20 protein-coding genes are annotated in these 25067 nt (G+C 70.8%); 15 read left to right on the top strand and 5 right to left on the bottom strand.

The annotated features are described in order from the left end of the window. Nucleotides 1–2 precede the first annotated feature (2 nt). A complete protein-coding gene (locus tag ACIBHX_RS35090; RefSeq protein ID WP_397071723.1) occupies nt 3–1622 on the top strand; it encodes a serine/threonine-protein kinase in 1620 nt (539 codons plus the stop codon). Nucleotides 1623–1684: 62 nt separating this feature from the next. Here ACIBHX_RS35090 and ACIBHX_RS35085 read toward each other — a convergent pair whose 3' ends face one another. Together ACIBHX_RS35085 and ACIBHX_RS35080 are read right to left on the bottom strand one after the other, a co-directional pair. Beyond that, entirely contained in the window at nt 1685–2290 is a 606-nt protein-coding gene (locus ACIBHX_RS35085) for a LysE family translocator (RefSeq protein ID WP_397071722.1), read from the bottom strand. Between the two features lie 10 nt (nt 2291–2300). Beyond that, nucleotides 2301–2831: a TetR/AcrR family transcriptional regulator gene (locus ACIBHX_RS35080; protein ID WP_397071721.1), complete on the bottom strand. Its 531-nt coding sequence runs from the start codon at nt 2829–2831 to the stop codon at nt 2301–2303. Between the two features lie 53 nt (nt 2832–2884). Here ACIBHX_RS35080 and ACIBHX_RS35075 point away from each other — a divergent pair, with 53 nt between their 5' ends. Continuing rightward, a complete protein-coding gene (locus tag ACIBHX_RS35075) occupies nt 2885–3613 on the top strand; it encodes an SDR family NAD(P)-dependent oxidoreductase (RefSeq protein ID WP_397071719.1) in 729 nt (242 codons plus the stop codon). Here the strand turns inward: ACIBHX_RS35075 and ACIBHX_RS35070 are convergent. Beyond that, nucleotides 3610–4557, bottom strand: coding sequence for a quinone oxidoreductase family protein (locus ACIBHX_RS35070; RefSeq protein ID WP_397071718.1), 948 nt, complete (start codon nt 4555–4557; stop codon nt 3610–3612). The genes ACIBHX_RS35075 and ACIBHX_RS35070 overlap by 4 nt on opposite strands. A 108-nt stretch (nt 4558–4665) precedes the next feature. On the opposite strand from ACIBHX_RS35070, the gene ACIBHX_RS35065 reads away from it, so the two are divergent. From ACIBHX_RS35065 to ACIBHX_RS35040, 6 genes are all read left to right on the top strand, one after another. Beyond that, nucleotides 4666–5178 (top strand): DUF1707 domain-containing protein, encoded by a 513-nt coding sequence (locus tag ACIBHX_RS35065; protein ID WP_397071717.1) that lies wholly within the window; start codon nt 4666–4668, stop codon nt 5176–5178. A gap of 181 nt (nt 5179–5359) precedes the next feature. Continuing rightward, nucleotides 5360–6040: a carbon-nitrogen hydrolase family protein gene (locus ACIBHX_RS35060; RefSeq protein WP_397071715.1), complete on the top strand. Its 681-nt coding sequence runs from the start codon at nt 5360–5362 to the stop codon at nt 6038–6040. A 326-nt stretch (nt 6041–6366) separates the two neighbouring features. Continuing rightward, a complete protein-coding gene (locus ACIBHX_RS35055; RefSeq protein WP_397071714.1) occupies nt 6367–7839 on the top strand; it encodes a cobyric acid synthase in 1473 nt (490 codons plus the stop codon). Nucleotides 7840–7917: 78 nt separating this feature from the next. Further along, complete coding sequence (locus ACIBHX_RS35050; protein WP_397071713.1) at nt 7918–8829, top strand: ABC transporter ATP-binding protein; 912 nt, start codon at nt 7918–7920, stop codon at nt 8827–8829. Continuing rightward, nucleotides 8807–9598 (top strand): ABC transporter permease subunit, encoded by a 792-nt coding sequence (locus tag ACIBHX_RS35045; RefSeq protein ID WP_397071712.1) that lies wholly within the window; start codon nt 8807–8809, stop codon nt 9596–9598. Before ACIBHX_RS35050 ends, ACIBHX_RS35045 begins: the two co-directional genes overlap by 23 nt. Then, nucleotides 9598–10566 carry a PucR family transcriptional regulator gene (locus ACIBHX_RS35040; protein WP_397071711.1) on the top strand — a complete coding sequence of 323 codons (969 nt, stop codon included), beginning with the start codon at nt 9598–9600 and terminating at the stop codon, nt 10564–10566. The genes ACIBHX_RS35045 and ACIBHX_RS35040 overlap by 1 nt, the downstream gene beginning before the upstream one ends. Before the next feature lie 32 nt (nt 10567–10598). Here the strand turns inward: ACIBHX_RS35040 and ACIBHX_RS35035 are convergent, their stop codons facing one another. Together ACIBHX_RS35035 and ACIBHX_RS35030 are read right to left on the bottom strand one after the other, a co-directional pair. Continuing rightward, nucleotides 10599–11819 (bottom strand): ATP-binding protein, encoded by a 1221-nt coding sequence (locus ACIBHX_RS35035; protein ID WP_397071710.1) that lies wholly within the window; start codon nt 11817–11819, stop codon nt 10599–10601. Between the two features lie 187 nt (nt 11820–12006). Beyond that, entirely contained in the window at nt 12007–15177 is a 3171-nt protein-coding gene (locus ACIBHX_RS35030) for a glycosyl hydrolase family 95 catalytic domain-containing protein (protein ID WP_397071709.1), read from the bottom strand. A gap of 290 nt (nt 15178–15467) precedes the next feature. Here ACIBHX_RS35030 and ACIBHX_RS35025 point away from each other — a divergent pair, with 290 nt between their 5' ends. The 7 genes from ACIBHX_RS35025 (at nt 15468) to ACIBHX_RS34995 (ending at nt 25067) form a co-directional block, all read left to right on the top strand. After that, complete coding sequence (locus ACIBHX_RS35025; RefSeq protein WP_397071708.1) at nt 15468–16211, top strand: dienelactone hydrolase family protein; 744 nt, start codon at nt 15468–15470, stop codon at nt 16209–16211. A 435-nt stretch (nt 16212–16646) separates the two neighbouring features. Then, the gene (locus tag ACIBHX_RS35020) at nt 16647–17753 is read left to right on the top strand and encodes an NAD(P)/FAD-dependent oxidoreductase (RefSeq protein WP_397071707.1); all 1107 of its coding nucleotides are present in this window, start codon (nt 16647–16649) and stop codon (nt 17751–17753) included. A 140-nt stretch (nt 17754–17893) separates the two neighbouring features. Next, nucleotides 17894–20878, top strand: coding sequence for an amino acid adenylation domain-containing protein (locus tag ACIBHX_RS35015; RefSeq protein ID WP_397071706.1), 2985 nt, complete (start codon nt 17894–17896; stop codon nt 20876–20878). 2 nt (nt 20879–20880) lie between these two features. After that, complete coding sequence (locus ACIBHX_RS35010; RefSeq protein WP_397071705.1) at nt 20881–21864, top strand: aldo/keto reductase; 984 nt, start codon at nt 20881–20883, stop codon at nt 21862–21864. After that, nucleotides 21861–22565 carry a sulfotransferase family protein gene (locus ACIBHX_RS35005; RefSeq protein WP_397071704.1) on the top strand — a complete coding sequence of 235 codons (705 nt, stop codon included), beginning with the start codon at nt 21861–21863 and terminating at the stop codon, nt 22563–22565. The genes ACIBHX_RS35010 and ACIBHX_RS35005 overlap by 4 nt, the downstream gene beginning before the upstream one ends. Then, nucleotides 22562–23404, top strand: a complete 843-nt coding sequence (locus ACIBHX_RS35000) for a family 3 encapsulin nanocompartment shell protein (RefSeq protein ID WP_397071703.1) — start codon at nt 22562–22564, stop codon at nt 23402–23404. Before ACIBHX_RS35005 ends, ACIBHX_RS35000 begins: the two co-directional genes overlap by 4 nt. Before the next feature lie 37 nt (nt 23405–23441). Further along, entirely contained in the window at nt 23442–25067 is a 1626-nt protein-coding gene (locus tag ACIBHX_RS34995; protein WP_397071702.1) for an AMP-binding protein, read from the top strand.

Raw genomic sequence — 25067 nt, 5'->3', positions numbered from 1 at the left:
CCGTGAGCGGTGAATCCCCCCACATCGGGCGCTACAGGTTGCTGAGCGTGCTGGGCCGGGGCGGGATGGGCACGGTCCACCTCGCCGAGGATCCCTCGGGTCAGCGGGTGGCGATCAAGGTGATCAATCCCGAACTGAGCCAGCACGAGCAGTTCCGCATGCGCTTTCGCAGGGAGGCGGACGCCGCTCGCCGGGTGCGCAGGTTCTGCACCGCAGGGGTGCTCGAGGCCGCGCTCGACGGCGGCCAGCTGTACGTCGTCACCGAATACGTGCCGGGGCCCAACCTGGAGGAGGCGGTCAAGCAGTCGGGGCCGCTGCGCGGGTCCAGCCTCGACGCGCTGGCCGTCAGCGTGGCCACCGCGCTCACCGCCATCCACGGCGCCGGAGTGGTGCACCGCGACCTCAAGCCGTCCAACGTGCTGCTGTCGCCCGTCGGGCCGCGCGTCATCGACTTCGGCATCGCCAGGGCACTGGACACGCTCGGCGGCGTGACCGGCACGGGCGAGCTGGTCGGCACGCCCCGGTACATGGCGCCCGAGGTGCTGCGCGGCGAGCCCGTCTCGCCCGCCTGCGACGTGTTCTCCTGGGGGTGCCTGATCGCCTACGCTGCCAGCGGCCGGGCGCCCTTCCCCGGTGACACGCTGCCGGCGATCGTCTACCAGGTGATGAACACCGAGCCGAACCTCGACCAGGTCGACCCCGGACTGCGCGAGCTGGTGCGGGCGGCGCTGCACAAGGACCCTGCCCGGCGGCCCACCGCGCAGCAGCTGCTCGACGAGCTCGTAGGGCGCTCGGCGGCGCCGGAGCAGGCGGCCAGGACGGTCCAGCTGGCCTGGGTCTCCACTCCTCCCGGCGGGACGACGCCGTTACCCCCTCCCGCGGGTAAGAGGCGGCGCGGCGCGCTCGTCGCCGCCGTGGCCGGTGCGGCGGCCCTCGTCCTGGTGGGCGGGTTCGTGGCGTGGCAGGCGCTCATCCCCGGCGGGCCGCCCGACTTCGGCGTGCTCTATCAGGACGACTTCACCTCCACGCAGGGCGGCTGGGACGGCACCTACGACAAGGACAACGAGCCGAGCTACGGCTACAACGCCGACGGCACCTACCGGCTCGACGTGGCCGACGGCAACGAGGAGCGCTACGCCAAGGCGCCCGCACCCTTCCTGGTCGCCACGCCCACCGAGTCCCCCTCGCCCTCGGCCACGCCCACGCCGATGCTGCCGCTGTCGGTCGTCGTCGGGGTCACGGCCAGGGTCTCCGGCGGCGGGGAGTTCGGCGTGTACTGCCACAACGCCAAGGACGGCACGTTCTACGAGTTCGGCCTCGACACGCAGGGGAACGCCCGGATCCGCCGCATCGTCGACAACGCGGGCGGGACGCTGTCCAAGCCTGTCAAGATCGCCAACCTGGCCGGGCAGTCGTCCCGGATCGAGGCGGCCTGCGAGCAGGACGGGTCGGGGGTGCGGCTGACGATGTGGGTCAACGGCAAGCAGGTGGCCCAGGCCAACGACCCCAACGGGCTCGGCAACGGCTACGTCGGCCTCTTCGCCCGCGTCCCCAAGGACGGCAGCTCCACCCTCAGAACCACCTACGACGACTTCGAACTCCGCGGCCAAAAACAGCCCTAACCCCCCTCCGCTCCGTCTGCGCGAGGCGCGTACAGAAGCAGTCAGAAGGACCGGCGGGCGGGTCAGTGCTGGTCGAGGGCGAGGCGGAGGCCGAAGCCGATGATGACGGCGCCCGTGACGCGGTCGAGGAGGCTGCGGACGCGCGGCCCGCGCAGGAAGTCGCTGAGCAGCGCAGCGAACGCGATGAGGGCAAGGCTCCACACGAGGCCCTCCGCGACGTGCACCCCGGCGAGCAGCAGCCCCATGGCCGCGTGCGGCGCGTCGGGCGGGATGAACTGCGGGAGCATGGCGACGTAGAACGCGCCCACCTTGGGGTTGAGGAGGTTGGTGAGCAGCCCCCGCCGCAGCCCGACCGCGAAGCCCACGACCTCGGCGGGCGCCTCGGCGGCAGCGGGCCGGTGGAGGAGCATGCGGATCCCCATCCACACCAGGTAGGCGGCCCCGGCCCAGCGCAGCACGTCGTAGGCCGTCTGCGAGGCGGTCAGCAGCGCCGACAGGCCGACCGCGGTGAGCAGGCCCCACACCAGGGTGCCGAGCTGGATCCCGAGGACGACGCCCCAGGCGGCACGACGGCCCGAGATCAGGGACGTGCGCAGGATGAGGGCCGTGTCGAGCCCGGGCGTAAGAGTCAGCAGCGCCACGATCGCGGCAAAGCCCAAGATGTCCACGGAAGGCAGCCTAAGGCCGGGCGCCTTCCAGGAAGACCTTGACGATCGTGTCGGTGGCGTCCTCGACGCCGAGCTCCGACAGCGGTGCGATGCTCATCGCTCCGATGACCATGGAGCCGAGCAGCGCGGCCAGGTGGTCGGCGAGCAGGTCGGCGCGGAGCAGCCCCTCGCGCTGCCCGCGCTCGGTCAGGGCGCGCAGGCGGGTGCCGACCTCTTCCTCCTCCGGCCAGAGCCGGGTGTGATGCCTGCTGACCACCCAGAACTCGCGCCCGACGGTCAGCAGCGCCCGCACCAGCCGCGGGATCCCCTCGCGCGCGGGCACGCCGTCGATGCGGGCCGCGTCGATCACCCGCAGCGACTCCTGCGCGGCGAAGCGGCCGAGCTCGAGCAGCAGGTCCTCGCGGTTGTCGAAGTGCCGGTAGAGCGTGGCGCGCCCCACCCCGGCGGCCGCGGCGATGTCGGCCATCCCGGCACGCTCGTGGGTGCGCAGGGCGGTGGCGGCGGCACGCAGGATCGCGTCGCGAGTAAGGGCCATGCTCATCGAGGGATATCTTAGACGAGACAACGGTGTCTTATAACGAGACGGGAACGTAGATGGAACGCTTCGCGGGTAAGAACGTGCTGCTCACCGGGGCGGCGACGGGCATCGGGCGGGCCACGGCGCTGCGGCTGGCCGCCGAGGGGGCGACCGTGTTCGCGGTCGACGTCAACGCCGCGGGGCTGGCCGAGCTGGGCTCCGGCATCCACACGCGAGTGGTGGACGTGTCCGACGAGGGCGAGGTCAAGGCGGCCGTGGCGGCCGCCGCCTCGACCATGGGCGGCATCGATGTGCTGGCCAATGTGGCGGGGATACACAAGACGACGCCGCTGGCCGGGCTCACGCTGGACGACTTCAGGCGGCTGCTCGACGTCAACCTGCTCGGCACGTTCCTGTTCTGCCGTGAGGCCATGCCGTACCTGCTCCAGAGCAAGGGCGTGGTGGTCAACACCGCCTCGACCTCGGCCACGCACGCGCACCCGCTCATGACGGCGTACGCCGCCTCCAAAGGCGCCGTGCTGGCGTTCTCGATCAGCCTGGCGGCCGAGGTCGCGGCGGACGGCGTGCGGGTCGTCGCGGTCTCACCCGGCGGGGTGGTGACGCCCCTGATGACGGGCGTCACCTTCCCCGAGGGCGTGGACGCCTCCTTCTACGGCCGGATCATGCCCCAGGTGGGCTTCGGCGACCCGGAGGCGATCGCGGGCACCATCGCGTACGCGGCCTCGGCCGACGGCGCCTACCTCACCGGCGTCGAGCTCCGCGTGGACGGCGGCTCCCACGTCTAGGGAATGAGCAGGAGCTTTCCTGTCGTACGGCGGGCCGCCAGGTCCTCATGGGCCCGGGCGGCCTCCGCCAGCGGGTAGCGCTCGAAGATGTTGATCTTCAGCTTGCCCGAGGAGATCCAGTCGAACAGCTCCGAGGCGCGCCAGAGGAGTTCCTCCCGCTCGGCGATGTAGTTGACGAGCGTCGGCCGGGTCAGGAAGAGCGAGCCCTTCCTGTTCAGCACCTGCGGATCCAGTGGCGGCACGGGTCCGCTGGCGGCGCCGTACAGCGCCATGAGCCCGCGCGGCCGCAGCGCGTCCAGGCCGCCGTCGAACGTGGTCGCGCCCACGCCGTCGTAGACCACGTCCATCCGGCCGCGCAGCGCCTCGGCGAAGGTCTCGTACCGCAGCACCTCGTCGGCGCCCGCCTCCCTGGCCAGCTTCTCCTTCTCGGCCGTGGAGACCGTGGCATGCACGGTCGCGCCGTACATCTTGGCGATCTGGGTCAGCAGCAGCCCCATGCCGCCGGCCGCGGCGTGCACCAGGACCTGGTCACCCTCCTTGACCTGGTGCGTGGAGCGCGTCAGGTAGTGCGCCGTCATTCCCTGCAACAGGGCCGCGGCGGCCACCTCGGTCGACACGGCGTCGGGCACGGGCACCAGCCGGTCGGCCGGGACCACGGCCTTCTCGGCGTAGCTGCCGAGCACGTTCACCCAGCCGACCCGGTCACCCGGTTTCACGCTCTCCACGCCCTCGCCCACCGCCGACACGGTGCCCGCCCCCTCGGAGCCCAGCTTGCTGGGCAGATCGAGGTGGTAGGTGCCCGAGCGGTGGTAGATGTCGATGAAGTTGACGCCGCTGGCCTCGACGTCCACCACCGCCTCGCCCGGCCCGGGCACGGGATCGGGGTGTTCGGCGTAATCGAGAACCTCTGCGCCGCCCTGGGCGGCGATCACGATGGCACGCATGCCTTCAGTCAACTACAGCGGGTTTCCGTACCTTCCACGACGCCCCGATGGCGTCACATTGACGTCATCGCGTGTTACTCTGGCGCCACAAGGAAAGGAGCGCTCACCGTGACACGCGTTTCCGACCACGAGCGGGAGGCGACCACCCGTCGCCTGCAGGAGGCCTACGCCGAGGGCCGGCTCGCCCTTGACGAGATGAACGAGCGCCTAGAGTGGGCGCTGACCGCCAGGACCCACGCCGACCTGGCCCCCGCCCTGGCCGACCTCCCGGCTCCCGCCCAGCCCGAGCAGCTCGAGATCCGCACCACCAACGGCCGCATCAAACGCTCCGGCCTCTGGCGGGTCCCGCCCCGCCTGCGCATCGTCTCCGAGTACGCCAAGGTCCTCCTCGACCTCCGCCACGCCCAGATCGACCACGACCTGGTGAGTATCGACCTGTCTCTGACGTACGGCTCGGCCACCCTCATCGTCCCCCGCCCCTGCACCGCCGACGCCGACGCCGTCCACGCGGAATGGGGCTCCGTCACCCTCAAAACCTCCTCCCTCCGCACCCCCGCCTCCCCCCACATCCAGGTCTCCGGCACCCTCAACTACGGCCACCTCCGCATCCGCCACCGCTAACCCCTCCGCCCCCGGCCGTACGCCCCCTGCACCAGTACGGCAAGCCCCTGCATGACGCCACCCGCCCCAACCCATCCGGCGCCCAACCACCCACACACCCCGCACCCGCGCACCGCGTGGGACAGTGCTGGGTGTGAGGATCGCGTTGACGGGGCCTGAGCGGTGGTCGCCTGATGGGCATGTGAATTTCGACGCCATCGAGGGGGTGGTCCCGCCGGAGGTCGACGTGGTGTTGTTGCCGGAGTTGGCGGGGTCGAGCCTGTCCAGGGGCGAGTATCTGGAGCGGTTACGTGGGCTGGCCGCCAAGACGGGGGCCACGGTGGTGGGTGGGTCTCACTACGACCTGACGGAGGCGGGCGTCGTCAACCGGGGCGCTGTCGTGGATCCTCAGGGCGAAGTAGTGGCCGAGTACGACAAGGTGCATCCGTACGGCGTTGAGCAGCAGACCGGCGTAGTGCCCGGGTCTCCGTCGGACGGGTTCGAGTTGCTGGGGCGGCGGGCGCAGGTGCTGCTGTGCGCGGATCTCTGGTACTCGGGGAGCCTCGCGCGGCTGGCGGAGCCGGTTGACGTGGTACTGGTCCCGGCGTTCTCGGTGACGCAGTGGGGGACGCCGTTGCCGGCCAGGACGCTGTGGGAGCACATGAGCGTCGCCCGGGCCTACGAGTTCATGACCTACGTCGCCGTCAGCGACTGGCACCACGAGGCGACCTACCACGGCCACCCCTGCGCCGGCGTCACCGGCCTGGCCAACCCCTGCCCCACCACCGGCGTCTTCTTCACCCCCGGCGCGACCGTCCACGACCTGGACTTCCCCCGCCTCGACGCCTTCCGCGCCGACCGCGCCACCCGCAACTTCCGATGACATCCCGATGTACGGCAACCCCCCACACCCCAGGCCACATGGCACCCCACCTCTGGTCGGTCCCGGGAGGACAAAGCTGGGAGCGGCGAGGACTGAGGGCCGCGGTGCCCGGAGTACGAAGGGGCGTGGCGGTGGGGAAGGGGCGCCGACTCGCCGGAAGCGCCGGTCTGGGGTCCTCAGCCGGAGTGCGGCGGGCGGCCGGTGGCGGCGGCTTGCCGTACAAAGGCCATGACGCCGCACAAAGCCGTGACGCTGCACAGGGCCAAAGAGGACGCTGTGCATGGGCGAAGAGGACGTGAATGAGACGGACGAGAGGGAGGACGGGTATGGGGTCGCTGTTGGTGGCGGGGACGACTTCTGATGCGGGGAAAAGCGTCGTGGCGGCCGGGTTGTGCCGGTGGCTGGCGCGCACGGGCGTGCGGGTGGCGCCGTTCAAGGCGCAGAACATGTCGTTGAACTCCTACGTCACCGCCGACGGCGCCGAGATCGGGCGGGCGCAGGCCATGCAGGCGCAGGCCGCGGGCATCGAGCCGACCGCAGACATGAACCCGATCCTGCTCAAGCCGGGCAGCGACCGCCGCAGCCAGGTCGTGCTGATGGGACGCCCGGTGGCCGACGTGGACGCGATGGAGTACGGCGGGCTCAAGGACATGCTGCGCGCCAAGGCGCTGGAGTCCCTGGACAGGCTGCGCGGCGCGTACGACGTGGTGATCTGCGAGGGCGCCGGCAGCCCGGCGGAGATCAACCTGCGCCCGGGCGACATCGCCAACATGGGCCTGGCCAGGGCCGCGAACCTGCCCGTCGTGGTGGTGGGCGACATCGACAGGGGCGGGGTGTTCGCCGCGTTCTACGGCACGGTCGGCCTCCTCGACGCCGCAGATCAAGCCCATATTTCCGGGTTCATCGTGAACAAGTTCCGCGGAGCCCGAGAACTTCTCGAACCCGGGCTGGACATGCTGAAAACGATCACCGGCAGGCAGGTGTACGGCGTCCTCCCCTGGCTCGACGGGCTCTGGCTGGACGTCGAGGACTCCCTGGCCCTCGATACCCGCAGGATCGAGACCCGCCGGCCGTACGGCAGGAAGACCCTGCGCGTGGCGGTGATCCGTCTGCCGCGCATCTCGAACTTCACCGACCTGGACGCGCTGGCGACCGAACCCGGGGTGAGGGTCGCGTTCGTGACGGACCCCGGCGAGCTGGACGACGCCGACCTCGTGGTGGTCCCAGGCTCGCGCGCCACCGTGAACGACCTGGCCTGGCTGCGCGAGCGCGGCATCGCCGAGGCACTGACCGAGCGGAAGGGACCGATCCTGGGCATCTGCGGCGGCTTCCAGATGCTCGGCCGCGAGATCCACGACGACGTGGAGTCGCGGACCGGGGTCACCAAGGCGCTCGGGCTGCTCCCCGTCACCACCGCCTTCGCCACCGAGAAGACGCTCGCCAGACCAACAGGCCAGGCGTACGGTCACCAGGTGCGGGCCTACGAGATCCACCACGGCAGGGTCACGGTGGAGGGCGGCGAGCCGTTCCTCGACGGCTGCCGCGCGGGCGCCGTGTGGGGCACGACGTGGCACGGCGCCCTGGAGAACGACGCGTTCCGCCGGGCGTTCCTCGCGGACGTGGCACGCCTGGCGGAACGGGATTTCACCCCACACCCGGACACCAGCTTCGCCGCGGCCCGCGAGCACCGCCTGGACGCCCTCGGCGACCTGGTGGAGCAGCACCTGAACACGGAGGCCCTGCTCGACCTGATCGCCAACGGCCCGGCACTGGTGCCGAACCTGCCGCCCGGCGCCTGATCCCGGAAAGGAAGCGGCCGCCGGACTGCCGGGTTCGGACGGTGACCGCGGGCACGGCCCGGGCGCACCATGGCGGGCATGACACCAGTGGTACGGGCCGAGAGCCTGACCAAGTACTACGGCAGCCGCCTGGGGCTGGAGGACCTGACGCTCGACATCAGGCCGGGCGAGATCTTCGGATACCTGGGCCCCAACGGCGCGGGCAAGACCACCACGATCCGGCTGGTGCTCGACGTGATCAGGCCCACCAGTGGCCGGGTCACCGTGCTCGGCACGGACTCGCGCGACGCCCGGGTCAGGGCCAGGATCGGCTATCTGCCGGGCGAGCTGGCGCTGGAGAGCCGTGACCGGGCCAGGGACTACCTGGGGTTCCTGGCCAGGGCGCGCGGCGGCGTGTCTGCGGGCAGGATCGCCGAGCTGGCCGACCGGCTGGACGCCGATCTGTCCCTGCCGATGCGCCGGCTGTCCAAGGGCAACAAGCAGAAGATCGGCCTGATCCAGGCGTTCATGCACGAGCCGGATTTCGTCATCCTGGACGAACCGACCACCGGCCTGGATCCGCTGGTCCAGCAGGAGGTCATGGCCATGCTGCGGGAGGTGCGTACCTCGGGCAGGACCGTGCTGATGTCCTCGCACGTGCTGGCCGAGGTCCAGGAGGTGTCCGACCGGGTCGGCATCGTGCGCGCCGGGCGGTTGGTGGCCGTGGAGAACGTGGCGGCGCTGCGCGAGCGGGCCGTGCGCCACATCGAGCTGCACTTCGACGCGCCGGTGCCGCGGGAGGCGTTCGAGAACCTGCCGGGCGTGCGCGACCTGCGGGTGGAGGGCGCGAGCGTGCGGTGCACGATCGACGGCAGGCCGGACGCGCTGATCAAGGCGGCCGCCCGCTTCACCGTCGTGCACCTCGTCAGCGCGGAACCGGATCTGGAGGAGATCTTCCTCACCTACTACAGCGAGGAGGAGCGGCGTCATGCTGTCCAGGAGCCTGCGTGACTTCCGGCGGCCGCTGATCGGCTGGACCATCGGCATCGCGGCCTTCGTCAGCATGTATCTGGCGATCTACGCCAACATCAAGCTGGCGCCGGACGTCTACAGCAAGGCGGCGATGGCCAAGTTCCCTGGCCCGCTCAAGGACCTGATGGGCGGGCTGCAGGACCTCACGTCCGGCGTCGGCTACCTGCAGACGGTCGTCTACCAGCTGTTCGTCCCCGCGTTCAGTACGGCGTGCGCCACGATCATGGCCAACCGGGCCATCGCCCAGCCGGAGGAGGCGGGCACGCTGGAGCTGGTCGTCACGCTGCCCGTCGACAGGAAGCGGCTGGTTCTGGACCGCTTCGCCGCGCTGGTGATCGCGCTGGCCGGACTGAACGCGGTCACGTTCCTGGTCGCCTTCGGCGTGGAGCAGGCGGCCGGGGCGGACGTGCCGTTCGACCGGATGCTCGCCGGCCAGACCGGGGTGTTCCTGCTGGCCCTGTTCTTCGGATCAGTGGCGCTCACCGTGGGCGCGACCACCGGCAGGAAGAACGTGGCCAGCTCGATCGTGGGCGCCTGGGCCGTGCTCGGCTACATGATCGTGACCATCGGCAAGAGCGTCCCGGCGATCTCGTGGCTCAAGTGGGTCTCGCCGTTCCACTACTACTCCACGGGCAGGCCCCTCTATCAGGGCTTCCCCGTCGGGGACTACCTTGTGCTGGCTGGGGCGACGGCCGTGCTCGTGCTCACCGCGGTCCTCGCTTTCGACAGGCGTGACGTAGGAGTCTGATGGAGGACCCGGTCTCGCGGGTGCTGGCCGAGTGCGCACGGACCGGTCGGCTGCCCGGCCGCGAGGAGCTTGATGAGCTGCGTACGGCCGGCGCGCGAGCCGCCGAGCTGGGCATCTCGCCCAGGTCGCTGGTCGAGGGCGCGCTGCGCGACCAGGCGGGATCCGCGCTGCGCAGGGCGGTCGACGCCTTACTCGAAGGCCACGAGCAGGCGCAGCTGCTGGCGATCAGGACCGAGGAGGCCGCCCGCAGGGAGTTCGTCGACGACCTGCTGCAGGGCAGGGCGGAGCGGCTGGCCGAGCGGGCCGAGCACTTCGGGTTGCGCCTGGCCGAGTCGTACGTGGTGGCCGTGGCGCGCGGGCTGCGCGAGGGCGACGAGGACCGCATCGAACGCGACCTGATCGCCAGGTTCGGCTCGCACAACGTGCTCGTGGCCGTGCGCGACGGGCTGCTGGTCTGCGTGGCGCCCGCGGTGCTGCCCGCCGCGGTGGGCGAGTTCACCCACCACGTGCGGGCCAGGTTCGCCGAGGGGTGGCGGGTGGGGGTCGGGCGGCCGCAGCGCGGCCCCGCCGGAGTGGTCTCCTCGTTCAGGGAGGCGGCCAACGCCCTGGAGCTGGCCGACAAGCTGGGCCTGGGCATCGACGTGGTCAAGGCCGCCGACCTGCTCGTCTTCCCCGTGCTGCTGCGCGACAGGGAGGCGATGGAGGACCTGGTGACCAGCGTGCTGAGCCCGCTGCTGCGGGCGCGCGGCGGGGCGGAGCCGCTGCTGGAGACGCTGGAGGCGGTGTTCGCCGCGCAGGGCAACCAGACCGCGGCGGCGCGCAGGCTGGGGATCAGCGCCAGGGCGGTCACCTACCGGCTGGAGCGGATCCGCCGCACGACCGGCTTCTCCCCCGACGACCCCACGCAGCGCTTCACGCTCGAGACGGCCGTGCTGGGTGCCCGGCTGCTCGGCTGGCCATGGGAGTGAGTTCGGTACGTGGGCGCGCGCGACATCGCGCGTTATCGCCGGTGAAGCGGCAGCCGCAGGACCATGCGCGTGCCGTCGGGGTGATCGCCGATGTGCAGCGTCCCGCCGTGCGCGTGCGCGATCTGGCGGGCGATGGGCAGCCCCAGCCCGGTCCCATCCGGATCGGTACGGCGGGCGTCGGTGCGACGGTAGAAGCGCTTGAAGACGTTCTCCCGCTCGGCGACGGGTATGCCGGGGCCGTCGTCGATCACCTCGAGCACCGCCCGGTCGTGCTCGGTCTTGACCGACACCGTGATGCGGCTGCGCGCGTGCCGTTCGGCGTTGGCCAGGAGGTTGTTCAGCAGGCGGGCCAGCTCGATCCTGGCACAGTCCACCACGACGTCGGGCTCCAACAGGGTGTCGATGGTCAGCGAGCAGTCCAGCCTGGCGAGTTCGCTCTCCACCAACCGGCTCAGATCGACAGGTTCCGGGGCGGGCAGCGTGCCGGCCTCCAGGTTGGCGAGCTCCAGCAGGCCGGCGACGATGTCACCGAGCCGGTCGGCGTCGCGCAGCGCGGCCAGCAGGATCCGGCGCACGTCGGCATCCGGGTCGCTGAGGGCGTCCTGCAGGCGGATCTGCAGGCCGGTGATGGGGTTGCGCAGGTCGTGCGAGGTGTCGGCGACCAGGTCGCGCTGCTGCTCCATCGCCTGCCGCATCGCCTCGGTGGTCTGCCGCTCCTTGGTCTGCGCGCGCCGTAGCCGCTGGTTGACCTCCTGCAGGTCGCGGGCTCGCGCGAAGATCTCCGCCTCGATCTCGTTGAGCTGCGCCGCGGCCGAGTCCGGCGCCTGAAACTCCGGCGCGGAGCGCGTCTTGCGCAGCTGCTGGATGAACGCGGTGGCCTCCTCCGCGCGATGGATGATCAGCCGCACCTCGCCGTCCGGACCCACCAGCGGCGCGTTGATCACGCTCCAGTACCGCTCCTCGAAGACCCCCGGGGATCCCGGCACCTCGACGTCGTAGCGCTGCAACGCCATGACGTCGGCCTCCTGCTCGAGCAGCACCCGCTCGAGCGAGGCCAGCAACTCGCCCGCTCCACGCCCGGACGGCCCGGCGGGGAACATCTCGAACATGTTCTTGCCGACCAGCTCGTCCCGGCTACGACCGGAGACCTTCTCGTAGGCCCGGTTCACCGCCGCGAACGTCAGATCCGGCAGCACCACCGCGCAGGCCACCGGCGAAGCGTAGAACACGGCCTCAAAATCCACGTCAACCATGCAGAATCCCCTCCTCCATGATGCACTGCCCTCCAGCTACAGGGCGCTCCGGCCTCTCCCGTTCCGCTGCTGAAGGTCTTCACCGCGACCCGCGTGACAAGGCGAGGAGGCAGGTTCTGGCGGGCCCGGCGGGTTCTGGCGGGCCCGGCAGCCAGGGGCCGTGGGGCCGGCCCCTGGCTGGGCGGGGTCAGAAGGCCAGGTGTTGCCAGTCCCCGGCCTCGTCGGCGGTCAGGGCGCGGGGGAAGACGGCCATCCGGCCGACCGCACCGGTGAGGCGCTGGCCGCCGTTCTGGTCGGCGGCGAAGCGGAGCGGGCGGGACGTGCAGCCGGTGATGCCGTCCGTGGGGACGCGGGCTCCGCCCGCCCGTGCGCCGTCCACGTAGACGGTGACGGCGCCGTCGCGGGCCATGGTGACCACGAGGTCGACTAGGCGGCCGGCGGGTACCTTGGCGTCGGTGGTGACGTTCTGGCCGGAGCCGATGAAGCGGACCCGGTTGTCGGGCGTCAGGTCCAGCAGCACCCCGTCGTTGCCCGGGTCGCCGGAGGGCTGGGAGTCGAACAGCCTCCGGTACCCGGTCCCGGCCACCTTGACCTTCGCCGCGAAGGACGCCTCCCGGAGGAAGCCCAGCGTGGTCGGCGCCGTGCTCAGGTAGGTGGAACCGTCCAGGACCAGCGCCCCGTCCGCGTAGGCGGCGTTGCCGACCACGGTCGCATCCCTGCCATTACCCGAAATATCCGGAATGGTGGGGCCGCCTGAAGGATCCCATGCCACCAACGGCCTGCCGGCCGACGGTACGGCGCAGGGCGCGACGGCGAGCGAGGCGGAGGCCGTTCCCGACCACGAATCACCGGTGACCGTGGCCACGATCCGCTCCAGGCGGGACCCGGCGCCGGCCGTGACCGTGAACGTCGCCGTGCGCGGGCTGCCCGGATGGGTGGCGGGCAGCCGCACCGAGGCGGGCGAGAGGCTCCACCCGGCAGGCACCCGCACCGACACCTCGCCCGCGGGCACCACCCGCGTCCCGCTCACCGTCACCGTGACGGGGAACGACTGCCCCGGCCCCGTCTCACCCGGTGCGCGCAGGACGACGGAGACCTCGCCCACGACCCGGTACACCTGCCCGGCCGCCGCCGTGAAGGTGACCGTGTCGCCGTCCCGCGTGTGCGGGACCTGCTTCCCCGAGGCGTCCACCAGGCGGTAGAGCCCGGCGAAGATCTTGTTCCGTACCCGGAGCGGACCGGCGGACCCGGCGTGGAGCACGATCTGGCTCGCCGTACCGTCCTTCCACGAGGCGTCGACCGTCACGTCGCCGCGCGCCCGCAACCCGGATACCGAGCCCGACGGCCAGGCCGACGGCAGCGCGGGCAGCACGTCGACCACGCCGCTCTGCGACTGCAGCAGCATCTCCGCGATGCCGGAGGTGGCGCCGAAGTTGCCGTCGATCTGGAAGGGCGGGTGGGTGTCCCAGAGGTTGTCCAGCGTGGAGGTCCGCAGCTGCTCGCGCAGCATCTTGTGGGCGTGGTCGCCGTCGAGCAGCCGCGCCCAGAAGTTGATCTTCCAGGCCTTGGACCAGCCGGTGCCGCCGTCTCCGCGCGCGGTCAGCGACACCTTGGCGGCCTCGGCCTCCTTCGAGCCCGGCGCGATCTGGTGGCCGGGGTGCAGCGCGAACAGGTGCGAGACGTGCCGGTGGTCGTCGGTCCTGGAGTCCCAGTCGGTCTTCCATTCCTGCAGCTGGCCCCACGAGCCGATGCGCAGGCCGGGATCCAGCTTGGCCAGGGCCTGCCGTACCTCTGGCTCGTCGGTGCCGAGAGCCTTGGCGGCGGCCAGCACGTTGGTGAACAGGTCGAAGACGATCTGCTGCGACATCGAGGCGCCGGCCGAGAAGTCGCCGTGCTCGGGCGAGTAGCTGGGCGAGACGACGAGCCTGCCGTCGCGCGGGTCGGTGTGCAGGTTGTCCACCCAGAACAGCGCCGCCTCGCGCATCGCCGGATAGACCGAGCGCAGGTAGCCCAGGTCGCGGCCGTACAGGTAGTGGTCGTAGAGCTGCTGCGTGGTCCAGGCGGCCGCCTCGGGGAACCAGAACGCGGTCGACCAGTCGTGCACTCCGGTGAAGCCGAACGGGTTGGTCTCGTTGTGCACCACCCAGCCGCGCGAGCCGAACATCTCCTTCGCGGTCCTGGTCCCGGGCGCGACCATGGCCTTGACGTAGTCGTCGTAGGGCGCGGTGGTCTCGGCCAGGTTGGTCTGCTCGGCGAGCCAGTAGTTCATCTGCAGGTTGATGTTGGTGTGGTAGTCGGCCGACCAGGGCGGGCTGGTCGAGTTGTTCCACACGCCCTGCAGGTTGGCAGGCAGCGAGCCCGCTCGGGAGGAGGCGATGAGCAGGTAGCGCCCGTAGGCGAAGAACAGCGCCTCCAGCGCCCTGTCGTCGGTGGCGGGGCCGCCGGTGTAGTTCCTGAGCAGCTGGTCGGTGGGGACCTTCGGCGCCTGCTGCCCGAGGTCCAGCTTGACCCGGTCGAACAGGCCACTGTAGTCGGCCTCGTGCGCGGCGAGCAGCGCGTCCCAGCCCTGGGCGGCGGCCTTGTCCACGGCCTCGGTCACGCGCGCGTGCGGGTCCTGGCCGCGGTAGCTCGGGTAGCTGTCGGCGTAGTCCGTCCCCGCAGAAAGCACGAACAGCGCGCTGTCCGCGCCGCTGACCGTGACCCTGTCGGTGGAGTCGGTACGGCTGCCGCCGGCGGCGATGACCTGGATCTGCGACTCGTAGCGGAGCCCGTTGTCGGCCAGCGCGCCGGTGATCGTGAGGCGGCCGTCCTTGACGGTGACCTGCCCGCCCTGGTGCGGTGAGGTGGTCCTGAGCGTGAAGGAGACCTTGCCCGCCTGCGATGCGGTCAGGCGGCCGACGATCACGTTGCCGGGGTGGCTGGCGAAGTACTCGCGGGCATAGGTGACGCCGTCGGCGGTGTACCCGACCCGCGCCACGGCCTCGCGCAGCGAGAGCTCCCTGCGGTAGCCGGTGGCATTCTGGTGGCCGGTGTCGAGCCACACGTCGCCGAACGTCTGGTAGGCGCCGTAGCCCACCCTGGGCTGGCCCAGCTTGGCCGCCACCGCGTCGGGCGACATCTTGCCGTCGCGGTCGATCTGCGCCTGAACCTCCGCGATCGCGCCGGGGCGCGGGCTGCGCCAGTTGCCGAAGTCGTAGCCGCCCTTGGAGCCGGGTCCGCCGGTCCACAGGCTCTTCTCGTTGAACTGGAGCTGCTCGCTGCCGACGCCGCCGAAGACCTTGGCGCCCAGCGCGCCGTTGCCGATCGGCAGGGCCTGCGTCTCCCAGTTGGTGGCGGGCTTGTCGTACCAGAGCGTCATGTCATCGGGTGTCTTTTGGGCGGTGGAGAGCACGGGAACCGTTGCGATCAGGGATAAGGCGACTGCCACGCGGGCGAGGACCACAGTAGACCTCCGATGGGTCGATCGGTGCCCTCGACTAGGTAACACGGCAACCGCTTGCCGAACAAGGATTTCCCTCCGATGTTTGCTGGCATGTGATCTCTTCCGTCAGCATTTTGACCGGTCGTACCGATCAAGACATCCGATGTATGCGCCATCAGGGCTTTTCCTGTTACGTTGCGTTTCGCGCTATCGGGAGAGGACTGCTGGTGAGACGACAGGTGCGTATCCCGCTGCCGGACGGCAGTTCGCTGGCCGCGACCGTGGCACTGCCCGAGGGGGACGCGCCCGCTGGCGGATGGCCGGGCGCGGTGGTCGTGCACGAGATCTACGGCGTCGAACCGGACATGCTGGAGGTGCTGGACCTGTTCGCCGAGCACGGCTACGCGGCGGTCCTGCCCGACCTGTACAGCCACGGCACCAGGATCGGATGCCTGGCCAGGGCCATGCACCAGTTCACCACCGGCAAGCCCGGCCAGATGGCCGCCGACATCGACACGACCCGGCGATGGCTGGCCGACCGGGACGACGTCGACGGTGACCGGCTCGGCGTGATCGGGTTCTGCATGGGCGGCGGTTTCGCCCTCGCCTACGCGGCGAGCGCACCGCCCGGCGTGCGAGCCGCGTCGGTGAACTACGGCACGGTTCCCCGCGACCAGGAGGAGCTGCGGTCCGCGTGCCCGGTCGTGGGCTCCTACGGCGGCCGCGACGCGGGCTTCCGGTCGCACGGCAGGCGCCTGCGCGAGCACATGCGGGCACTCGGCATCGAGCACGACGTCGAGCTCTATCCGTCCGCCGGACACTCCTTCATGACCGACGGCCACCACCCCGTCGCCAAACTCGTCGGATTCCCGCTGCACCACGGCCTCGTCCGCGACGCCGCGAACGACGCGTGGCAGCGCACGTTCGCCTTCTTCGACAAGCACGTCGCCGGGGACGGCCGGCCGTCCTGACAGGGGTGCTTTCCCCCGCGGCGGGGGGCGGTTGGCAGCACATTGATGGGGCGGGACGGCCGTTCGCCGGGCCCGTGGGAGGCGTGCCTGGTAATCGGCGGGATGAATCCGCTGACCATCGGTAGAACCACGATCGCGCCACGTAACAATCCCAGGCGAGCGAATGGCGTCGCGCTCTGACACATTGTCGGCGCCGATGCTCTTGGACGTGATGAAGAGTGCGACGGGATCACTCTCCGCCATCCTGCTGAGAGCCGCGCACCACGGCCTCTGTACTGCGGAAAGACGTCAGAACCAGAACCATGTCTACGTTCGTCCGGCGACGGGCTGTAGTCACTTTACGCCTTGACTGACTGTCAGTTTCGGTCTGGGAATATCTGTCATGCTTTGTAATACAATTGCGGGATCGTGGCGCAATGTGGTCACTTTGCGGACGTGAGAGATTTTCTCATCATCGGGGGCGGCGTCGCAGGCGCCGCAGCCGGATACTTCCTAGCCGAGTCCGGAACTATGACCCTGCTCGAAATGGAGCAGGCCACCGGCTACCACTCGACCGGACGGTCGGCCGCACTCTTCTCGGAGTATTTCGGCAACCGTGCCGTACGAGCTCTCACCGCGGCGAGCAGATCGTTCCTCGCCGCACCACCGGATGACTTCGCCCACGCCCCGCTGCTGACGCCGCGGGGCGTGCTCGCGTTGTGCCCGGCAGGCGGGGAGAAGCTGTTCGACGAGGTGCTGGCCGAGGGGCAGGAGGCCCCGGCGCCGGCCGTGGAGATCGACCCCGGCGAGGTCGGGCGGTACTGCCCGATCGTGCGGCCGGGCTGGACCAGCCGCGCGATGCTGAAGCCCGCGGCGATGGACATCGACGTGGACGCGCTGCACCAGGGGTTCCTGCGCGGCATCCGAGCCCGGGGCGGCCAGGTGATCACATCGGCCCGGGTGCGGGCGCTGTCGAGGAGCGCAGGGATCTGGCGGGCGGTCACCGGCGCGGGCGAGCACGCCGCGCCGGTCGTGGTCAACGCGGCCGGGGCGTGGGCCGACGAGGTGGCCGGGCTCGCGGGAGTGCGGCCCATCGGGCTGCGGCCGCTGCGCCGTACCGCGTTCCTGGCGGACCTTCCCGACGTGTTGGACGCCGCGGCCTGGCCGATGGTCACCGACGTGGCGGACACGTTCTACTTCAAGCCCGAGTCGGGCCGGCTGCTCGTCTCGCCCGCCGACGCGGCGCCCGTTCAGCCGTGCGACGCCCGCCCCGACGACGTGGACGTCGCGATCGGCGTGGAGCGGGTCCAGCAGGCCACGACGCTGAAGATCCGCAGCGTCAGGCACGCGTGGGCGGGGCTGCGCAGCGTGGTCGCGGACGACACCCCGGTGGTCGGCGAGGCGGCGGACGCGCCGGGCTTCGTCTGGCTGGCCGCGCTCGGCGGCTACGGGGTTCAGACCTCACCCGCGGTCGGCAGGATCGCCGCCGCCGCGGCGAAGGGCACGCCGCCGCAAGCGGCGTATGCGCCACAACGCATGTGGAACGACATGGAACGCCTATGAGAAAGGCGCCGGCGGCGCGTGGGGCAAGGTACCGGTCGCCATTCGGACATTCCTAACACAGAGAGGTGGAGATGACCGGCAACCCCACTGGCTTCGCCGGCCGCGCGGTCGACTTCGGTCCATTCCGTCCGGTCTCAGCGATGATCGAGGAACAGACGGATCGATGTCCCGAGCGCCCCGCGGTCACCTACGACGGCAGGACACTCACCTACCGGCAACTGGACGACCTGGTGAACGGCCTGGCCACCACACTGGCCGGGCACGGCGTCGGCAGGGGCGACGTGGTCGCCGTCCTGCTGGTCAACTCCCTGGAACTGCCGGTCACCTACCTGGCACTGATGAAGCTGGGCGCGGCGTTCGTCCCGCTCGACCCGTCGTGGCCGCGCGAGCGGATCCGCGACACGCTGGACGTGCTGCCGGACGGACCGATCCTCTGCGCCACCGGCGAGGCCCTGCCGCCGGAGTCACGCCATCGGGCGGTCGCCGTCGAGATCGACGGGATCGTCCCGACCGGCCGCCGGCCCGCGGTCGGCCTCGGCCCCGGCGACCCGGTGTACGGCTACTTCACCTCCGGCACCACGGGCACGCCGAAGTGCGCGATGAACCTGCACGGCGGGCTGACCAACCGCTTCCGCTTCATGACCCGCTACTTCGCCGCGACCGGGGACGACGTGGTGCTGCAGAACAGCAGGCACACCTCCGATTCCGCGATCTGGCAGCTGTTCTGGCCGCTGACCACGGGCGGGCGCACCGTGCTGCCCGTGCAGGGCGAGTTCCTCAACCTGCGGCAGACCATCGATCTGATCGCCCAGTACGGCATCACCACCGCCGACTTCGTCTCGAGCGTCTTCAACGCGCTGGTGGCCATCGTGGACGGTGACGAGAGCGCGCTGGGCGGGCTGTCGACCCTGCGCCGGCTGATCGTCGGCAGCGAGGCGGTCAACCCGCCGGCCGTGCACCGGCTGATGACGCTGCTGCCCGGGCTCAGCGTCACCAACGGCTACGGACCGACGGAGGCCTCCATCGGGATGGTGTTCCACCGCGTGTCCGCGGCCGACGGCGACACGATCCCGCTGGGCCGCCCGATCGACAACTGCTACGCCGTGGTGGTCGACGACGACCTGCGCCCGCTGCCGCCCGGCGCGACCGGTGAGATCGCCATCGGCGGCGCCTGCCTCGGCGCGGGCTACCTGGGCGACCCCGCGGCCACGGCCAGGGCGTTCGTCGGCAACCCGTTCCCGCGGGAGATCCCGGGAGACCGGCTCTACCTCACGGGCGATCTCGGGCACCTGGACGGCGCGGGCCGGCTGTTCTTCTCCGGCCGCAAGGACTTCCAGGTCAAGATCCATGGCGTGCGGATCGAGCTGGGCGAGATCGCGGCGGCCGCGCAGCGGTGCCCCGGCGTACGGCAGGCCGAGGTCCTGGTGGGCGAGCAGGCGGGCACCAAGGCGCTGGCGCTGTTCGCCTCGGGAAGCGGGCTGACCGAGGCCACACTGGGCGAGGAGCTGCGCCGTACCCTGCCCAGGACCAGCGTGCCCCGCTACTTCTTCCTGCTGCCCGAGATGCCGCTGCACGACAACGGAAAGGTCGACCGCGGGCGGCTGCAGGAGATCCTCGACGGCAGGCTCGCCGAGGACACCGCGCTGCTGGCCGAGAGCGTGCCGACCACGAGCCTGGCCGACCAGGTGCTGCGGGCGATGCGCTCGGCGCTCGGCTGGCCGGGTCTCACGGCGAGCACGCACTTCGCGGAGTCGGGCGGCGACTCCATCCAGGCGCTGTCCGTGGTGCACATGATCACCGCGGAGTCCGGGGTGCGGGTCGACGTCAAGGACCTGTACGACCATCCGACCGCCGAGCAGCTGACCCGCCTGATCGAGCGCCGCCGCCGCGACGGCGCGGCCATCGAGGAGGAGTCCGTGCTCATGGCACGCGACTCCGCGCTGCCTGAGGGCGAACCCATCCGGCCCGCCCCCAGGTCGGAGAGGCTGCGAACCGTGCTGGTCACGGGCGCGACCGGGTTCGTCGGCAGCCGCCTGGTGCACGAGCTGCTCGACCGCACCGACCTGCGGGTGGTGTGCCTGGCCCGGTCGGCTGACGACGAGGCCGCGACCGAGCGGGTCGTGACCGCGCTGACCGAGCGGGGGCTGTGGGAGCCGCGATTCGCCGACCGGCTGGAGGGATACGCCGGCGACCTGGGCTTACCCGGCCTCGGGCTGGACACCGAGACCTGGGAACACCTGGCCCGCACCTGCGACCTGGTGCTGCACAACGGCGCGATGGTCAACTTCCTGTTCGACTACCGCGCCCACCGCCAGGTCAACGTCCGCGGCACCATCGAGCTGGTACGGCTGGCGATGGCCTACCGGCCGGTCCCCGTGCACTACGTCTCGACGCTCGCCGCCATCCAGGAGGAGGCGCTCCACCGCGGCGAACGCGTCGCCGAGGACTGCGACCCCTCCCTGGCCAGGACGCCCGCCGGCGGGTACAGCCGGTCCAAATGGGTCGCCGAACGCTACCTGGCCGAGGCCCGGCGCAGGGGCGCGCTGGTCACCGTGCTGAGGCTCGGCGAGATCATGCCGAGCGCCGACAACGGCTACCCGAACCCGGTGGCCTTCACCCATCTGCTGCTGTCGGCGTTCCTGCGGCTGGGCGTGCGGCCCGACGTCGCCACGCGCTCCGACTACACCCCGGTCGACTACGTGGCCTCGCGGGTCGCCGCCGCGGTGTCCGACACCGGCGTCTGGGGCCGTACCCTGCACGTCTTCCGCGCGGAGAGCGTCTGCCTGGACGACGTCCTGGTGCGCGCGGGCGTGCCCATCGCGCCCATCCCGTGCGGGGACTTCGTGTCGCTCGTCCGCGAGACCGGGCGGGTCAGCGGCGATCGCGCGCTGACCACGCTGGCCTCGCTGCTGCCCGCCGTACAGGACGAGGGTGAGTTACGGCGGGCTTTCGGCAGCCTGCTGACCGACAACCCCGCGCTGTTCCGCAAGGACGAGTGCCACCGGCTCGAACAGCGGTGGCGGCTCGACGACGGCACCCTGGACGGCCCGATCGCCGCCTATCACGCCCGGCTGGCGAGCAGGGACGGCAACGGCCTCGCATTGAGCACAGGACAGAGAGGCTAAGGATGCGCTACCGCAAGATGGGGAACCTCGGCTGGGAAGTCAGCGAGGTCGGATACGGCATGTGGGGTATCGGCGGCGGCCCCGGCGGCTTCACCGGCTGGGACTACGACGTCGCACCGCGATGCCTCGACGAGGCCGTCGAGCTGGGTTGCACCTTCTTCGACACGGCCTGGGTGTACGGGCGGGGGGTCAGCGAGCAGCTGCTGGGCGCGCTGCTGCGCCGCCACCCCGGCAGGCAGCTGTACGTCGCCACGAAGATCCCCCCGAAGAACCGCGAATGGCCTCCCAAACCGGACGACACCCTCGACGACGCCTACCCGGCGGACCACATCCGCGAGTTCACCTACAAGAGCCTGGACAACCTGGGGGTCTCGCGCATCGACCTGATGCAGTTCCACACCTGGGAGGACCGGTGGGCCGGCGACGAGCGGTGGAAGGAGGCCATCGCGGGGCTCAAGAGCGAGGGCGTGATCGACGCGGTCGGCATCAGCGTCAACCGGTGGGAGCCCGCCAACTGCCTCGCCGCGCTCGACACCGGCCTCATCGACGTCATCCAGGTGATCTACAACATCTTCGACCAGGCGCCCGAGGACGAGCTGTTCGACCGGGCGCTGCGTGACGGCGTCGGGATCATCGCCCGCGTCCCGTTCGACGAGGGCACGCTCACCGGCACCCTCACCGCCGACAGCACCTGGCCGGAGGAGGACTGGCGCAGCACCTACTTCGGCCCGGAGAACTTCCTGCCGAGCGTCGAACGGGCCGACCGGCTCAAGGCGGCCCTCCCCGAGGGCGTCTCGCTCCCCGAGCTGGCCCTGCGGTTCGTGCTCCACCACCCGGCGGTAAGCACGGTGATCCCGGGTATGCGCAAGCCCGCCCATGTCCGGGCGAACCTCGCCGTCGGCGACGGGACGCCGCTCGACGACGCCCTGCTGCGGGAGCTGCGGCGGCACCGCTGGGACCGGGTACCCGCGTGGTGGTCCGGATGAGCGCACCGCTGATCGTCATGTGGGCGCACTCGCGCTCGGCCTCCACGGCGTTCCTGCGCATGATGATCGAGCGGGGCGACGTGGCCGTCCTGCACGAGCCGTTCCTGGCCCTGACCGAGGAGGGCTCGCTGGAGCTTCCTGGCGGGGTGACGGCCCGCTCGGAGAAGGAACTGCTCGACCGCCTCAAGGAGCGGCAGGAGCCGGTGTTCGTCAAGGAGGTCCTCGACTACGAGTACCCGCACCTGTTCGGGCACCCCGAGGACCTCGCCGGGATCGTGCACACGTTCATCGTCCGCGACCCGAAGCCGACCATCTCCTCGCACTACGCGCTCAAACCGGCGGTGACCTGCGAGGAGATCGGCTACGAGCGCCTGTACCGGCTGTTCGAGCTGGCCTGGAAGGCCACCGGGCGCAGGCCCCTGGTCATCCGCACGGAGCACCTCGTGCGCGAGCCCGCGAAGGTCGTCGAGACCTTCTGCGCCTACGCCGGGCTGGCCTTCCTCTCTGAATCGCTCACCTGGCAAGCCGAGGACCGGCCGGAGTGGCAGCGGACCCGCCGCTGGCACCTGGACGCCAGCGGCAGCGCCGGGTTCCAGGACCGCCGCAACACCTATCGGGACACCGTCGACAACCACCCCGTCCTGAAGGCCTTCTACGACCACCATCTGCCCTTCTACCAGCGACTTGTGGAGCAGGCATGACGCAGTCACCGGGCCAGTTGTTCGCGCAGGCGTACGCCGACGACCCCGCACACGCGGAAGTGACCTTCGACTACACCATCACCGAGGCGCACGAACCGACCAAGGACAGGCCGCGCCTGACCGTGCGCAACCTGCTCAAGGTCGTCCCCGTCGAGGGCGACGGCCACAGGTTCTGGACGGAGTCCCCGCCGAGCGACGAGGAGCGGCAGACGGTGCGCGACTCCGGCGTCCGCCGCGAGGCGGCCTTCAGGTTCGGCATGGCCGAGGCCAAGGTCCAGCCGATCCAGGCCTGGGTGCAGATCCCCGACGGGCTGGCCGCCGACCCGGACGCGCTGGCCACCTTCCTCGACTACCGGCTCCTGGTACGGCTGGCCACCGCGGAGAACCTCGCCCTCACGACCGCGCTGCTCGGCCACCCGGAGATCGCCCGCCTGCCGTACGACACCGACTACGTCGAGGGCGTCCTGACGGCCTGCGACGAGGTCGAACAGTCGGGCGCGACCCCGCACGCGATGGTCGTCAACCCGAACGACTACTACCACCGGCTGGTGGGCCGCGGCGGGCTGCTGGCGGAGCTGGCCGAGGGCAACGGGATGAAGGTCAGCCGCAACCGGTGGGTCGACCCGGGAGACGCCCTGGTCGGCGACATCTCCGTGGCGGCCAGGCTGCTCGACGCGCGGCGGTCCGTGATCCGCGTGGCCGAGCCGCCGCCCGGCACGTTCGCCCGTCCTGGCGTGGCCGTCTGCGCGGAGGTGTACGAGGGGGTCGCGGTCCATCTGCCTGGCCTGTTCTACCTGGTCACCCCTGCCGAGAAAAACCGCATATTTCCATCCTCATAGCAATCAAATACAACGAAAACGACGAAGGGCGGTGACCGTGTCAGACACACGCGAGGAATATCGGCGCAACGGTTGGTGGCGGAGCGAGACCTTCCTGGACGACCTCCAACGCCACGTCGCAACATCTCCCGACAAATCCGTACTTGTCAGTCGCCGAGTGGCCGACGGTGTCACCGATGACATCACCTATGCCGAGCTGGACCGGCTGACCGACCAGATCGCCCACGGCCTGATCAGGCTGGGCGTGCGGCCGGGCGACTTCGTGGCCGCCCAGTTGCCCAACCGCAAGGAGACGCTCCCCCTGACCCTGGCCTGCATCAGGATCGGGGCGCGCTTCGCGCCGCAGATGCAGCTCTACCGGCACCGCGAGCTGGACTTCATGATGCGGCTGACCGAGGCGCGGGTGTTCATCACCTTGAACAGGATCGGCGACCTGGCCACGGCCGAGATGGCGATGACGCTCTCGCAGGAGATCCCGTCGCTGGAGCACGTGGTCGTCATCGGCGGCGACGGCCCGCCCGGGTCGCTCGACTTCGACGAGCACCTCCTCGGCCCCGAGCCCGGCGATCCCCATGAGCTCGAGGGCAGGGCGCTGGACCCGGACGACCCGTTCCTCATCCTGTTCACCTCGGGCACGACGGGCGAGCCCAAGGGCGCGCTGCACAGCCAGAACACCCTCTACGCCGCCATCAAGGGCTACGCCGAGGCGTACGGCCTGGACGACAGCCTGGTCATCATGACCTCCCAGACCTCGATGCACTACGTGGGCCTGGTGATGACGTACCTGACGGCGCTGACGCTGGGCGGCACCGCGGTCACCGCCGACGTCTGGAACCCCGGCCTCTACCTCGACCTGGCCGCCGAGCACGGCGTCACGTTGTTCTACGGCTCGCCCCCGTTCGCCAGGGACATCACCGAGGCGCAGGCGGCCGACCCGCGCGCGCTGCCGAGCCTGCGCAGCTTCGTGTCGGGCTCGGCGCCCGTCCCGCCGGTCCTCGTGGAACGGCTGAGCGACACCCTCGGCGTACGGGTGTACGCGCTGTGGGGCATGACCGAGAACGGCGGCGTCACCATGACCAGGCCGGAGGACCCGCCGGCGCGGGCCGGAGAGAGCGACGGCATCGTCGTGTCCGGCATGGATGTCCGCGTGGTCGACGAGGAGAACCAGCCGGTCCCCACGGGCGAGATCGGCGCGTTGCAGGTGCGCGGCGCGGCGCAGTGCCTCGGCTACTACCTGCGCGACGACATCTACGCCAGGTCGATCACGCCGGACGGCTGGTTCGACACCGGAGACCTGGCCCGTGACGACGGGTACGGCGGCATCCGCATCTCCGGCAGGACCAAGGACGTCATCGTCGCGAAGGGCTGCTTCAAGATCCCGGTGAGCGACATGGAGGGACTGGTCGGCAGGCATCCCGCCATCCGCGACATCGCGCTCATCGGCATCCCGGATCCGACGCTGATCGAGCTGGTGTGCGCCGTGGTGACGCCGTCGGGCGAGCCGCCCACGCTCGAGGACCTGCGGACCTACATGAAGGAGGCCGGGGTGAACGAGACGTTCTGGCCCGAACGGCTCGAGGTGATCGACACGATGCCGCGGACCGCCACCGGCAAGATCCGCAAGGTCGAGCTGCGGGAGCGGTTCGGCGCGGCGTCCGGCTGA

The organism is Nonomuraea sp. NPDC050536 (assembly GCF_044457685.1).
Classification (GTDB): Bacteria; Actinomycetota; Actinomycetes; order Streptosporangiales; family Streptosporangiaceae; genus Nonomuraea.
This window is presented reverse-complemented; position numbering and strand designations above follow the sequence as displayed.